The 14,659-nt window shown below is 44.5% G+C and carries 8 protein-coding genes and 1 tRNA gene; 4 read left to right on the top strand and 5 right to left on the bottom strand.

Annotated features, from left to right (window positions below):
- Positions 1-55 precede the first annotated feature (55 nt).
- The 3 genes from G6047_RS11350 to galK all read right to left on the bottom strand — a co-directional run bounded on the left by G6047_RS11350 (position 56) and on the right by galK (position 2,451).
- A tRNA-Ser gene (locus tag G6047_RS11350) sits at positions 56-142 on the bottom strand.
- Positions 143-200: 58 nt separating this feature from the next.
- Positions 201-1,256, bottom strand: a complete 1,056-nt coding sequence (locus tag G6047_RS11345; protein WP_169527735.1) for a UDP-glucose--hexose-1-phosphate uridylyltransferase — start codon at positions 1,254-1,256, stop codon at positions 201-203.
- A complete protein-coding gene (galK, locus tag G6047_RS11340; protein WP_169527734.1) occupies positions 1,243-2,451 on the bottom strand; it encodes a galactokinase in 1,209 nt (402 codons plus the stop codon). Before galK ends, G6047_RS11345 begins: the two co-directional genes overlap by 14 nt.
- 435 nt (positions 2,452-2,886) lie before the next feature.
- Between galK and G6047_RS11335 the strand changes: the two genes are divergently transcribed.
- A complete protein-coding gene (locus G6047_RS11335) occupies positions 2,887-6,306 on the top strand; it encodes a M12 family metallo-peptidase (RefSeq protein ID WP_169527733.1) in 3,420 nt (1,139 codons plus the stop codon).
- A gap of 60 nt (positions 6,307-6,366) precedes the next feature.
- Here the strand turns inward: G6047_RS11335 and G6047_RS11330 are convergent, their stop codons facing one another.
- A complete protein-coding gene (locus G6047_RS11330; protein ID WP_169527732.1) occupies positions 6,367-7,251 on the bottom strand; it encodes a tyrosine-type recombinase/integrase in 885 nt (294 codons plus the stop codon).
- A gap of 202 nt (positions 7,252-7,453) precedes the next feature.
- A complete protein-coding gene (locus G6047_RS11325; protein WP_169527731.1) occupies positions 7,454-8,137 on the bottom strand; it encodes an NUDIX hydrolase in 684 nt (227 codons plus the stop codon).
- A 262-nt stretch (positions 8,138-8,399) separates the two neighbouring features.
- On the opposite strand from G6047_RS11325, the gene G6047_RS11320 reads away from it, so the two are divergent.
- The 3 genes from G6047_RS11320 (at position 8,400) to G6047_RS11310 (ending at position 14,659) form a co-directional block, all read left to right on the top strand.
- Positions 8,400-11,441, top strand: a complete 3,042-nt coding sequence (locus tag G6047_RS11320) for a SusC/RagA family TonB-linked outer membrane protein (RefSeq protein WP_169527730.1) — start codon at positions 8,400-8,402, stop codon at positions 11,439-11,441.
- Positions 11,442-11,459: 18 nt separating this feature from the next.
- Entirely contained in the window at positions 11,460-13,019 is a 1,560-nt protein-coding gene (locus G6047_RS11315) for a RagB/SusD family nutrient uptake outer membrane protein (protein ID WP_169527729.1), read from the top strand.
- Between the two features lie 86 nt (positions 13,020-13,105).
- Positions 13,106-14,659: an alpha-N-arabinofuranosidase gene (locus G6047_RS11310; protein ID WP_169527728.1), complete on the top strand. Its 1,554-nt coding sequence runs from the start codon at positions 13,106-13,108 to the stop codon at positions 14,657-14,659.

The following is a 14,659-nucleotide window of genomic DNA, read 5'->3' as shown; positions in this document are numbered from 1 at the left end:
TCTTTCGCCGCCGTATGAAACTAAAAAAGCGCTTTCCACGAAAGCGCTTTTCTTGCAGAGAGGATGGGATTCGAACCCACGATGCAGTTGCCCACATACAAACTTTCCAGGCTTGCTCCTTCAACCACTCGGACACCTCTCTAAATTTGCGGTTGCAAAGAAAACAAAAAAATGGGTTGTAAAAAATTAATTGCTGTTTTTTACGCCGGTCGATTTTTGGAATGATGGATTTCCGGCAGTTCCCGCAAGATGGCAGCGCTTTTTTCGGGCGATATATCGCGTTGAGCTTCAGCCATCATCTCATATCCGACCATGAATTTCTTTACGGATGCCGATCGCAGCAAAGGCGGATAGAAATGCATATGGAAATGCCATTCCACGTGTTCTTCACCATCGGTCGGGGCTTGATGGATTCCGGAAGAATAGGGGAACGAGGTTTCAAAAAGGTTGTCGTATTTGATGGTCAACCTGCTGATTATGGATGCAAAAGCTGCTGTTTCATCTGAAGTCATATCTGTAATGCGACCAAAATGTCTTTTACTTATAATGATTGTTTCATATGGCCAGATTGCCCAAAATGGAACAAGTGCCGCAAAATGTTCGTTATCTGCAACAATCCTTTCTTTCGATTCAAGTTCCTTTGAAACATAATCGGTCAAAAGGCTTTTGCCGTGGGTTTTGTAATAATCCAATAAGTGATCCTGTGTCTTTTGGATTTGTGTCGGCAGTGATGACTGTGCCCAGATTTGCCCGTGCGGATGTGGATTACTGCAACCCATGATGCTTCCTTTGTTCTCGAAAATCTGGATGTAATTGATGTAATCCAAAGCACCGATTTCGCGATATTCTTTTTTCCAGGTTTCCACTATCGGAATCAAATCTGTCGCATCCATTTGCGCCAAAGTCACATTGTGTTTGGGAGAGAAGCAAACCACGCGGTTGATCCCTCTTTCCGGTTCCATCCGAAACAACGGATTATCATTGGAATTGGCTTTGACAGGCTCATTCAGTAAGGCCGGAAAATCGTTGTCAAAAACAAAACAGTCTTTGTAGTCTGGATTGAACAATCCGTTGGCGCGCTCGTTTCCGGGGCATAAGTAACAGGTTGGATCAAATGATGGAAGCTGTTCGGACGATGTTGCTTCTTTTTGTCCCTGCCAGGGCCGTTTCGATCTGTGTGGTGATACCAAGACCCATTCGCCAAGCAACGGATTATAGCGTCTGTGCGAATGATTTTCTTTGTCAAACTGTTGCATGTTGCGTGTAAAATCTTGTGCCGTCCGACAGCAATACCGGATAGACTTTTATATCGATGCCAAAACGGGTTTTATATGCCGATTGGAGTTTTTGTGTCAATCGCGGAATAGCCTCTTTATGAACCAGATTAATCGTACATCCGCCAAAACCGCCACCCATCATACGTGATCCGAGGACTGCTTCATCGGCATTTGCCAAATCGGCAAGAAAATCCATTTCCGGGCAACTGACTTCGTATTGTGTCGACAATCCATGATGTGCTTCGGCCATCAAACGTCCGAGTTCAGACAGATTATTGTGGTCGAGTGCTTTTACGGCATTCTGGACTCTTTCGATTTCATTGGCCACAAAGAGACAGCGTTTGTAAATGACTTCGCCAAGTTCGTCTTTTAAGGTTCGCAGTTGCGATTCGTTGCAATCCCGGAACGTTTTTACCTTCGGGAAATTCCGGGTGATGACGGCCAATCCATCTTCCACATCGCGCCGCCTGTCATTATAGCCCGAAGTCAGGTGTGTATGCTTGACGCAACTGTCATACAAAATGAATGCATAATCACCCAGATTTGCTTCATGGTATTCATATTCCAAGGTGGTGCAATCGAGTTTTATGACGCAATCCTTCTTTCCAAAAACACTTGCGAACTGATCCATGATGCCGCAGTTGACGCCTGCAAACGTGTGTTCTGCCTTTTGTCCCGCAACAGCGATTTCTTCAGATGACAAACCCAGGTCGAATAACTCGTTGCATGCAAAACCGAATCCGCATTCCAAAGCTGCCGAAGATGAAAGTCCTGAGCCCATTGGGATTGAACTTGAAAATACAAGTTCGAAACCGCCGATTTTTTTTCCTTTTAACTGTAATTGATTCAGCACGCCCAGAAAATAGTTCGCCCACATTTTTGGTTGTGGCTTCAATTTGTCGTTGGCTGAAAAATGGAATTCATTTTCAAGGTCGATAGATACGATTGAGCACGAATCGTCCTGTCGTAAACGGATTGCAAAACAAATGTGTTTGTCGATTGCGGCCGGAAGCACGAAACCGTCATTGTAATCTATATGTTCACCAATGATATTGACACGTCCGGGTGATAAGACTATGTGGTCGGGTTGGTTTTGGAAACGCGAGAAAAAGAAGGCTGATGTTTTGGAAATCAGTTCAGTTTCGTCAGAAAAAAGGTTGTGATTTGTATTCACGGAATCTGGTGATATGGTAGATCCGAAAGATAGGTAATTTCCAAGGCATCATACTACTATTAAAAATGCAAAATCGATACATAAACAATCATCAATAAATTGCATTTCGTCGATGATTCAGAACCGATGGTCAGAATTTTAAGAGTTTTGTAAGGAATATACTTACTTGAAAATAAATGATAAACTATTAAAATATGTTTTAAACGCCCGAAATAATCACAATCAAATTATGTAACGGAAATAATTTTAAATATAATTTTCAGATTCGGCCAAAAAAATAAATTATCGGCAAAAAGCACGATTTAGTCGTTGAAATACATCTGTTTTGCTGTTATTTGTAAATCTTCAAAATAAGAAAATACCACGTCTTATTTCTGATTTTCAATGTAGTTGAGCCCCATGTCGAACTAAATTTTCAATTGACCAGAATCTGAAATGAAAAACATTTTTGTAACCCTTCTTACACTGTTTTCCGTTTTTATCGGTACTTCTCAAACCAAACTGTTCTCCGTTCTTCCCGGAAAGGTGGAACAGGCCAAACAGGCAACCCTGCTTAAATTAGACCCTGATCAGCTACGTGCCATTCTCGATGCCAATGCTGAAGAACTTGAACTCCAGATCCCTTTTAATGGTACTTGGTTATCTGTTTCACTTCAAAAAAACAATCCGTTCCGAGAAGATTTCCATGTTGATACCGATGTTGCAACGAATGTGGCTTACACGCCGGGATTATATTACAGAGGAAAGAATGCATCCTTGAACTTTTTTGAAGGCGAGATGAACGGAATCGTTTCATTGCCGAATGTCGGGAATCTCGTGATTGCTCCATATAAAGGAAATTATATCATTTATAATGATGCGACGCTCACGATCCTGAATGATTTCGATTGCAAGTTTGAAGATCCGAAACCAGCCGCCAAAGAGTATCAGATAACCACACAAGCTACGACTGTCGCAAAATGTGCATCGGTTTATCTTGAGGTAGACAATACGCTTTACGTTAACAAAGGAACCCTTACCGCGACCATGAACTTTGTGACGTCGTTGTTCAATAATGTCCAGACGTTGTTCGCGAATTCCGGAATCACGGTAGCTTTGAAGTCAACTTACGTATGGACGACTTCCGATCCTTATACCGGAACGACATCATCGGCACAATTAGCGAATTTCCACACTTATCGCCCGACGTTTGACGGAGATTTGGGCCAACTCATAGCCATGGACAGCGGAAACAAAGGCGGAATCGCGGCTGCTGTAATGGGCGTCTGTTCGTCTTCGAATTATTCTTATGTAGACATAGATCCGGGTTTCAATGTGATTCCGACTTATTCGTGGAGTGTACAGGGTATGACGCATGAACTCGGGCATTTGTTAGGTTCGCCACATACGCACGCCTGTGCCTGGAACGGAAACAACACGCCAATAGATGGTTGTGGATCTTCTTTGGGATATACGGAAGGAAGCTGTGCTACCGGAGTCATACCGCCGGCTTTGGGTGGAACCATAATGAGCTATTGCCATTTGGTCAGTGGAGTCGGGATCAATTTTGCCAACGGATTTGGGGCGCAACCTACGGAGAGGATCTTATCAACCATGTCCGGCGCAACCTGTCTTTCAGCTACCTGTGCGTCAACTGCAACCTGTACCAATGGCGTAACAGCTGTAAATGTAACGGCCCAAACCACCACAAGTTTATCTTTTTCGTGGACAGATGCCGGCGGAAATACAAGCTGGCAGGTTGGCGTTTTCACGATGGCTGGAAGCGGATCTTACACTACTGTTTCGACACCTTCATTCACCAAAACGGGCCTCACGGCAAATACGTTCTATAAAATACGAATACTTCCTGTATGTACTTCCGGACAAACACTTACTTACAGTGAATTTGTCCAGCCTACAGCCGCCGATTGGTGCAGCGGCGTTTCCATTACAGATTCAGGCGGAACATTGTCAACGTATACGGCAAACGAAAACTACACAAGAATCCTGACTCCTTCTACAGGTAACAACGTTAAGATTACGTTCAGCGTATTCAACCTTGAAAGCGCACAGGATTATCTGTATGTGTACAATGGAACCGGAACAACATCTCTTATAGGTGCTTACACGGGCGCTACCTTGCCGACTGCAATTACATCGACGGCCAGTAACGGAGCCTTGACCATTAAATTCACATCGACCCAAACAGTCCAGAATGCAGGCTTTGTTGCCGCCGTAAGTTGCGTACCGGTTGTAACCACTGTGACCTGTACCACGAACACAACCTGGAATGGCTCAGTCTGGAGCAACGGAACTCCAAGCAGTACCAAAAGTGCCATCATTGCCGGGAAATACACTGCCGGTACAGCCTTTACGTGTTGTAATCTGATTATTAATTCCGGAGCTACACTGACAATTGCATCCGGAAAGAACATAACGGTGATGAACAATATCACCATCAACGGAAGCCTTGTCGTACAGGATAAAGGCCAGCTGATCCAGGTTTCAGATGCGGGAGTCAACACCGGAACCGGAAAGTTCTCCCGAACGACCCCATCACTTTTGGCCAACGATTATGTCTACTGGTCATCGCCTACAACCAATACTACGTTGGGAACCGGAATTTACGGCTGGTATAATTACGCCACTTTTACCACTGCGAATTTTTCAGATGTACAGACCATCAACGCGTCCGGTGTAGTTACTGCCGCTGTCGCCGATGGTATGGATGACAATAATAATGTTTGGACAACCCAAGCTTCGACTGTGGTCATGATAAAGGGGAAAGGCTATATTGCCCGCAATCCGACATCAGGGATCAAGACAAAAGATTTTGTCGGGACGCCAACCAACGGAGTCGTCCAGGTTCCGTTGTCAAGCAGCGGAAATATCCTGAACCGGAACTACAACCTGGTCGGGAATCCGTATCCGTCATCAATCAATGCCAATTTATTGATTCAGGCCAACACGGGAACAACTGGAACTTTGTATTTCTGGACGCACAAAACGGCTCCGGTCGGAACGGCTCCAGGCGGAGTTCCTGGGAATTATGCAGGTCTTGGGGATTTTTCTGCCTACAGCCTTACAGGTGGAATTGCTAGTGAATCCGGAAGTGCTGTTCCAACAGGAACTATTCCGTCGCATCAGGGCTTTTTTGTAGATAAAACTACGGCATCAGCATTTACCTTTAATAATTCCATGCGCAGCGCTACTTTGGTAAACTCGAATTTCCTCCGACAGCGTGCAACCGACAGATTCTGGGTTTCACTTACGGATGATTCCGGGTTGTTCAGGCAAAGCTTAATCGGATATCTGCCAGATACCAATAGGGATGCCGATTGGGGTTATGATTCCCAACTGATGCAGCGTCGTGCCCAAGCTGATTTTTATTCGCTGATTGATGACAATGCCTATTGCATACAGTCGCGCGGTGATTTCAATGAAGACGATGAGGTTCCGATGGGCTTTTCTTCAGAATACGATGGCACATTCTCTATCCAGATCGATGACAGGGAAGGAGTAATTGAAGAAGTATACCTTTTTGATGCCGTTACCGGAAAGTGGAATTCGCTAGACAAGCCATATGAATTTACTTCGGATGCCGGAATTTTCGACCAACGTTTCAGGATCGGATACAATAAAGCATTGGAAATTGAAACTGATGAAGCTGAAGTTGAGCCAATCAAGGTCTATCCAAACCCGACCAAAGGTATACTAAACGTTTCAGGCTCGTTCGAAACCTATGAACTCTATGATTTGTATGGGAAACGACTGAAATCAGGAACAGAAAAAGTAATTGACATTTCGGAACTTCCAATCGGCATGTATCTGCTTCGTATCGATAACCGCAATGCTATAAAAGTAGTCAGGTCTTAATCTGGAAACGATCCATAAAAAACGCCGAAGTCACATTCGGCGTTTTTATTTCAATACTGTTTATTCGACAAGCTCAAGTTGCGGCTTTCTGCTTTCCTCGATCATCACAGTTATCGATTCCGGAAGGGTCGCGGTTCCATTGGCCTTTACGCTGTTGATGAAGAACGGGCAGATGCCGTGTTTGAATTCGGGCTCGCGTAAACCGAATAAAGTATCGAGCGGACTGAAACCCTGGCCCCGACCGGTTTTGGCAACATGTAAATAAATCATGGTCGTTTCAATTTTGGAATGCCCGAGTAATTCCTTGATGGTTACGATATCGAGTCCGTCCTCGAGTAAATGCGTTGCGAAGGTGTGGCGTAATGTATGGATCGTAACATGTTTGGTAATGTCTGCTTTTTTGCATGCGTGGCGAATCACCCAATAGACGCCACGGTTTGAATATGTGTTTTCAAAATCGCCTCCTTTCCTGCCGTCGGGTCTGCCATTGAATAACCAGATTTTTGGACGCTGGTTTTTTCTGTAGCGCAATAATTCTTCAATCAATATTTCACTCATAGGAACGTATCGGTCTTTACCGCCTTTCCCATTCCGGATGTGAATGGTTTTCCGGTCTACATCAATATCGGAAAGTTGTATGTTGCGTGCTTCCATGCATCGTAAACCACATCCGTAAAGCAATAACAATAAGACACGATGTTTTTGCAGTGTCGTCACTTCCAGCATTCGTTTCATTTCTTCCTTGCTTAATACCACCGGAAGTTTTTTGTCTTGTTTTATTTTGGGAAGTTCCAGATACAAATCACGTCGGCCTTCCATTTTATAAAGAAACCGCAGACTGTAAACGGCAAATTTGAAATAGGACAGAGAAGGAGAAGATGACCGTTGCGTCATCAGGAACAAATATTCCTCTATTTCCCGATGAGGAATTTCGGTTGGCAACATATGGTAATGAAGTGAAAGCTGGGCCAAATGGTGCGAATAGCCATTGTAAAGACTTCGGCTGCGACCTGTTATGATGACACGTTGTTCAAGCCGTCTGGCTAGTTCTAAAAAACCAGGGATTACATCACAAGCCGTTTCTACGACATTTCTTTTTTTTCATCAGATACATATTAAAGTTTAAGACCTTAATATAAGCAATGAATCAAAGTTTAAAAGAAAATCCTTCTTCTACTTTTCTTCTGTACTTCACTTCGTCGAAAGTATAAAGGAAAGAACCTTTGCGTGACGAGTTCATGTCTTTTTCCTCGGTCTTCAGTAAAATGTCGAGCGCGTTGATTTTGTTGATGAAGTTACGTTTGTCCAGTTCTTCCCCCAAAATAGCCTCGTAAAGTGTCTGAAGCTGTTTCATGGTAAACTTCTCGGGAAGCAATTCAAAACCGATTGGTTTTCCTAGTGCTCGTCTTCTCAATCGGGCCATCGCATTCGCGACCATAGTACTATGATCAAAGATCAGCTTTGGAGCGTCGGCTATATTGAACCATTTCGCCGAGAATTCTTTATTGAGGATGGTTTTGTCAGATATGGGAATCAAAGCATAATAACCAATCGATATGGTTCTTTCGAACGGATCGCGGTCTACGGCTCCGTAAGCGCGCAGTTGTTCCAGATACACATTGTCAAGGCCGGTGAGGTCGTTAAGGATCCTGTTTGCGGCATCGTCAATGGCTTCGTCCGGCTCAATAAAGCCACCCATAAGCGACCAATGACCTTTCTCTGGCTCGAAATCTCTCTTGATAAGGAGGATTTTGAGGTTTTTGTTGTCAAATCCAAAGATGATGCAATCTACTGCGAGCAGGATTTTTTTCTGGTTCTTATAGTTTCTCATAGGAGACAAATATGACGCAATATACAAATCATAGTATGTAAAATGCAACTTAAAGGCGGAATAAGTGCGGCAAATACATTTATTTATTAGGTATTCGTAAATGCAGAATTCTCAGTAGACATCGTTGTAGTTTTGCCGTGTCCCGAATTAATTTGTGTTAAAATTGCACTTATTAAAATTTTGTGTTAGGATTTTTAAAAACTTTAACTAAATTTGGAAGTGTGAAAAACACATTTCTTAAACTAAACAAATTTTAACTGTTATGATGAATTTTACCAGGTTATTAAAAAGCGCAGGAGACTGGTCTGTCCTGAGATCTGTCTTTTTTGTGCTATTCCTGTTAGGTGCCGGCGCAGTGAGCGCGCAGGAAATCAAAATTTCCGGAACGGTACTCGCCAAGGATAACAACATGCCGCTTCCGATGGCGAATGTTGTCGTAAAGGGCGGCAAAGGAGTTTCAACAGACATTGACGGAAAATATGAGATTTCCGCTAAGTCAACCGATGTACTTGTTTTCTCGTACATCGGGTATCAGGAAATAGAAGAGCCTATTAATGGGCGTACTTCTATAGATGTATCCCTTAACCCGGATGCAAATACCTTGAACGACGTTATTGTTGTGGGGTATACCACAGCAAGAAAGCAAGATCTTACAGGAGCTGTTGGAGTTGTAGATGTCGCAAATTCAAAGAAAACAATAACATATGACGTTGCGAAAATGCTTCAGGGACAGGTTGCAGGCGTAACTGTTCAGTCTTCCGGAGAGCCTGGAGGTTTTGTAAACATCCAGATTCGTGGGGCATCGTCATTCACCAATAATAATCCGGTGTATGTGGTGGACGGGATCATTCTGGATGCTCCTTTTGATTTGGCGCCAAGCGACATAGAATCTATGTCTATTCTGAAAGATGCTTCTGCAACTGCTATATATGGAGTTCGGGGAGCTGCTGGTGTGGTTTTGATCACGACTAAAAAAGGAAAGGCTGGAAAACTTAAAGTAAGTGTCAATTCACTCGTAGGTTTTCAGAATGTAACACGTAAATGGGATGTGACAGACCGCGAAGGATATCAAAAAATAACAAATGCCGCTGTTGCCAACAATAATGAAGGTCTTATTCCTGGAAATGATCCATCAAGTCCTTCTTACATTAGTGATGTTGACACAAATTGGCAAGACGAAGCTTTTCGCACAGGAAGAATAGAGAACCAGCAATTCAATGTTAGCGGAGGTTCTGAATCTGCGACATTCAGTATGAACATCGATCACTACAAGAATTCAAGCTACTTCAACACGCCCCAGGATTATGAGCGTTATTCGACCAACCTTAATGTGACTGGCAAACTTGGCCGATTCAAATATGGAGCTAAAGTGGCTTATACACAATCCAATAAGAATTCGTTCTATGAATACCTTGTCGGAGGCTCGCCTATTATACATTTGCTTCAGGCAATTCCGACCATGCCTGTTTACGACCCGAACAGACTTGGAGGGTACGGTGGTGCAGATAATGCTACCCAACGTGCCATTACTCTTAACGTTATAGGTTTCAACAACCTCAATAAGCAAGTCGGAGACCGTGACAGGTTCGTTGCTAACGCATGGGGCGAATATGAAATCATCAAAGGGCTTCGCTATACATTCCGTGTCAGTGCCGACCATCTTTCCTATGGGAACCGCACGTTTGTTCCGCCAAGCGATCTAGGTTGGTATTACATTACTACAAACGACGAAGCGTCTCTGGATGTAGACAACGGAACAGTGCAACGTACCATTGTCGACAATATGTTGAATTACGATATCACTTTGGATAAGCATAAAGTCGCTGCTTTCGTCGGCTTGGTTAACGAGAGAAATGACTCTTACCGCCATTATTCCCGTGGAGTAGGTTTCGTTCCGGGAGAAATTGCCCAGCTTCAATATGCGGACAGCCAGTCTGCAGGTGAATATGAAACGGTTGAAACACGTAAATCATTCGTTGCCCACCTGGATTATTCTTATGACGATCGTTATTTCCTGACAGGGAATTTCCGTCAGGATAGGACTTCATTATTCCGCGAAGACATCAACACAGGAAATTTCTATTCGGTTTCTGGTGCCTGGAAAATCAATAACGATGTGAAATTGCCGGATTGGTGGGACGGACTGAAACTTCGCGCCGGTTATGGAACCGCAGGTAACAACGCTATTTCGGTGTATAAATTCTCGCCAACGGTAAATGCGTTTTCATCTTACGACTTCAATAACGTATTGGCTCCGGGAACAGCAACACAATCTATCCTTGATCCGGATATCAGCTGGGAAACGACGAATACGGTCAATGCTGCTTTGGAAATGGGATTCTTTAAGAACAAACTTCAGGTGACTGCAGAATATTTTGTCAAAACATCAGACGATATCCTGATCGATTTGCCTTTACCATCATCAACTGGTTCCCTCGGAAACCTTATCACTACAAACGGTGCAAAAATGCGCAACAAAGGATGGGAATTCACCGCCGGCTGGCAAGATCGCGATAATGCGTTCAAGTGGGGCGTATCCGGGAACGTATCGTTAATCGACAACGAAGTATTGGCAATCAAGGACAATTATCCTGTTTCCTTAGGTGTAAGCCGTACTGAAGTTGGCCGTTCTGCCGGTGAAATTTATGCTTGGGAAGTAGAAGGCATTTTCCAAAGTCAGGAAGAAATCAATCAACATGCTGTACAGCCTAACGCAGTTCCCGGCGACATTAAGTTCCGCGACGTAAACGGAGATGGACAGATTACAGACAATGACCGCACATTCCAGGGGCGTACCATACCTAAATACACCTATGGTGTCAATTTCAACGCAGACTGGAAAAACATAGATTTCTCTTTCTTCTTCCAGGGAAGCGGTGGAAACAAGATTTACAACGGAACCTACAATGCGCTAATGATTGAAGGTTTGGTTAACCACCACACTGATGCGTTGAATTTTTGGACTCCTGAAAATACCGACACTAACGTACCGCGTCCGGATTATCTGGAGAAAAACCAGAATGCAAGGACTTCCAGCCGATTTATCCAAAGCGGGAACTATCTTAAATTACAAAACATCGAGTTGGGTTATACATTGCCGCTCCTTACGAAGGTTATCGAAAAGGCCCGTGTATATGTATCCGGCCAGAATATGTTCGTCATCACGAAATTCAAAGGATATGATCCAGACTTCCGTCAGCCTAACAGTACCAATCCTGGCCAAGCTGTGTTGAACCGTGGTTTTGAATATGGCTCCTTCCCGAATCCAAGAACTATAGTATTTGGTGTCAACCTGAATTTCTAAAAATAAAAAATTGTCAATATGAAGAATAGTAATTTAAAATGGAGAATCCTGATACCGATGCTGGCTTTGGCATTCACAGGATGCGTCACAGATGACGACTTGGTTCAGCTGGATCCGAACAACCAGACAGAAGCTACTTTTTGGCAGAATGGAGATGATGCAATGAGAGGTATCAATGCCGTTTATTCAGCATTGCTTACTGATGGAACATACATGCGTTGTACCCCGTTGCTATTGGATCTCAAGGCTGATGACACCCGATCGAACAGTCCGTGGGCAGCTATGGCAAACACGGGTCGTTTCAATACACCTATATCAGATCCTGCGATTTACGGTTGGGCTTTTGACTGTTATTACATTGGGATATTCAGGGCTAATCAGGTTATTGCACATGTACCGGATATCGAAATGGATGAGGCACTCAAAAACCGTATTTTGGGTCAGGCATATTTCATGAGAGGTCTGTACCTGTTCCATGCGGTGAATATGTTCAACAGCGTTCCGGTTCCGACCGATCTTACAGAGACTCGCCATCCGCAAAGAACACCCGAAGAAGGTTGGGCACAGGTTATCGCAGATTTCCAGATGGCTGCCGATTTGTTGCCTGCTTCTTATGTAGGAACAGGCGGGCCTGACGAAGGACAAAAAGGACGTGCCAACAAATATGCGGCGATTGCGTATATGGGTAAAGCCTATTTGTTCAATCATGACTACACGAATGCCAAAGCGGCATTCCAACAAGTGATCGACTCCGGGAACTATGCATTGGTTGCCAATTACCGCGATAACTTCACTACGAATAATGAGTTGAACTCTGAATCTATTTTCGAGATAGAATTCAGCCGCGAAGCAGGAGGAGTTGCTCTTGGATGGGGCGGAATTCCGGCTGCGGATTGGGGCAAGACATCAGCGCGTGCCATTACCTATGCGCCACGTGGTTTCGGATGGACAGACGTTCAGCCTACCGTAACATTGTTCAATGAATTCCATGATGAGCTTACTGTAGACGGACAAGTCGACCCGCGCCTTAATGCAACTATTTTCTACAATGCGCCTGGCATCACACTTTATGGACAGGATTTCGCGACCCGATATGCATCAAACCCAACCGACCTGAATGACCTGTTTACTGCCAAGTACCAGAATTCAGACGGTCAATTTGCAGACGAATTCGACTGGCGTTCCGGAATCAACGAGCGTTTGATGCGATATGCCGATGTGTTGATGATGTATGCAGAATGCCTTAACGAACTTGGTGATACTCAAGGCGCTTACCCGTACATCCAACTGGTTCGTTCCCGTGTCAATCTACCGGATTTAGCCACGGCCCATCCGAATATGACGCAAGCTCAAATGCGTGAGCAGATAGGGCATGAGCGTTTCCTTGAATTTGCTCTCGAAGGCCACCGTTTTGACGATATCCGCCGTTGGGGCTGGCTCAATGATCCTGTAAAGGTGGCATGGCTCAAAACACGTGATGCAGAGTACAATACATTCCAGAACGGGCGTGAATATTTCCCTATTCCGCAGTCTGAAGTAGACAACAACCCGGGAACACAGCAAAACCCGACCTACTAAGAATACCTCTAAATATTTATATTGTATATCGAAATGGCAAACCCTTTAGTGAGTTAGGGTTTGCCATCGGTATAAAAACAAACCACATGACTACAAAAAAAAACATAGGCATCAAAGGCCTGTTGCTGTCTTTGCTATTTCCTTTAGCGATCAATGCACAGCAAAAAGCTACTGTAAGCGTTTTGCCATCTGCCGACTCACCGGTAATCAATAAAAATATCTACGGACATTTCTCCGAACACCTCGGCCGCTGTATTTACGGCGGATTCTATGTAGGCGAGAAAAGTACCATCCCAAATACAAACGGCGTCCGCAACGACATCATTGCCGCGCTTAAAGAATTGGGCATCCCGAACCTGCGCTGGCCAGGCGGATGCTTTGCCGACACCTATCACTGGAAAGACGGCATCGGCCCAAAACAAGACCGGCCGACCATGGTTAATCAATGGTGGGGCGGCGTAACCGAAGACAACAGCTTTGGAACACATGATTTCCTCGACTTGTGCGAGACTCTGGGAACAGAGCCGTATCTGGCGGCCAATGTAGGCAGCGGAACGGTAAAAGAATTTACAGACTGGGTCGCTTATGTGAACCATCAGGGTAAAAGCCCCATGTCTGAACTTAGGAAAAAGAACAACCGCGATACGCCATGGGGCGTAAAAATCTGGGGCGTCGGGAATGAAATGTGGGGCTGCGGCGGAAACATGACTCCGGAATATTACGCGAATTTGTTCAAGCAGTATTCGACTTTTATGACCGATTGGAACAATTCGGACAAACTCTTCAGGATTGCTTCGGGTGCCAATGTAGCCGATTATCATTGGACAGAAGTGCTCATGCGCGACATCCCGAGAAACCTGATCGAAGGCGTCGCGTTGCATTCCTATTCGTTTGTGGAATGGGAAAAGAAAGGCTCATCGACCCAATTCGACGAAGCCCAATATTTCAAGACCATGGAAACGGCCCTCAAAATGGAAGAGCTCGTAACCAAGCACAGCGAGATCATGGACAAATATGATCCGGCCAAAAAAACGGCTTTGGTAGTAGACGAATGGGGCGGATGGTACGAAGTCGAACCAGGCACAAATCCGGGTTTCCTGTATCAGCAAAACACCATGCGCGACGCCATGATCGCCGGAACCACGCTCAATATTTTCAACAACCACGCCGACCGTGTGCGTATGGCAAACCTCGCACAAACCGTAAACGTGCTTCAGGCTGTCATCTTAACGGAAAACGACAAGATGCTTTTAACCCCAACGTATCACGTGATGCACATGTACAAAGTGCATCAGGATGCCAAACTGATTCCGGTCAAATTCACATCGCCCGAATATAAACTGGCCGATAAGTCATTGCCTGCACTTTCCGTATCGGCTTCTGAGAAAGATGGCAAAAAGCATTTCTCCATCGTCAATATCCACCCGTCACAAACCATGACGGTAGAACTTGATGTAAAGGCGCTGAATCTTAAAAATGCATCGGGACGTATTGTCGCGTCCGGCAAATTACAGGATTTCAATTCGTTCGCCGACCCGAATAAAATAACCGAAAAAGAATTCAAGGATTTCAAATTGAAGAATGGAACGCTTACGGTAACACTGCCTGCATTTTCGGTAGTGGTCATCGAAGCAAAATGA

Source organism: Flavobacterium silvaticum, assembly GCF_012911565.1.
In the GTDB taxonomy this organism is placed as follows: domain Bacteria; phylum Bacteroidota; class Bacteroidia; order Flavobacteriales; family Flavobacteriaceae; genus Flavobacterium; species Flavobacterium silvaticum.
This window is presented reverse-complemented; position numbering and strand designations above follow the sequence as displayed.

What these genes read in the sequence shown, in the direction of transcription:
- G6047_RS11345 (WP_169527735.1), bottom strand. Translation starts at nt 1,256, where the DNA reads ATGCAACAGTTTGACAAAGAAAATCATTCGCACAGACGCTATAATCCG.
- G6047_RS11335 (WP_169527733.1), top strand. Translation starts at nt 2,887, where the DNA reads ATGAAAAACATTTTTGTAACCCTTCTTACACTGTTTTCCGTTTTTATC.
- G6047_RS11330 (WP_169527732.1), bottom strand. Translation starts at nt 7,251, where the DNA reads ATGTTGCCAACCGAAATTCCTCATCGGGAAATAGAGGAATATTTGTTC.
- G6047_RS11325 (WP_169527731.1), bottom strand. Translation starts at nt 8,137, where the DNA reads ATGAGAAACTATAAGAACCAGAAAAAAATCCTGCTCGCAGTAGATTGC.
- G6047_RS11320 (WP_169527730.1), top strand. Translation starts at nt 8,400, where the DNA reads ATGATGAATTTTACCAGGTTATTAAAAAGCGCAGGAGACTGGTCTGTC.
- G6047_RS11315 (WP_169527729.1), top strand. Translation starts at nt 11,460, where the DNA reads ATGAAGAATAGTAATTTAAAATGGAGAATCCTGATACCGATGCTGGCT.
- G6047_RS11310 (WP_169527728.1), top strand. Translation starts at nt 13,106, where the DNA reads ATGACTACAAAAAAAAACATAGGCATCAAAGGCCTGTTGCTGTCTTTG.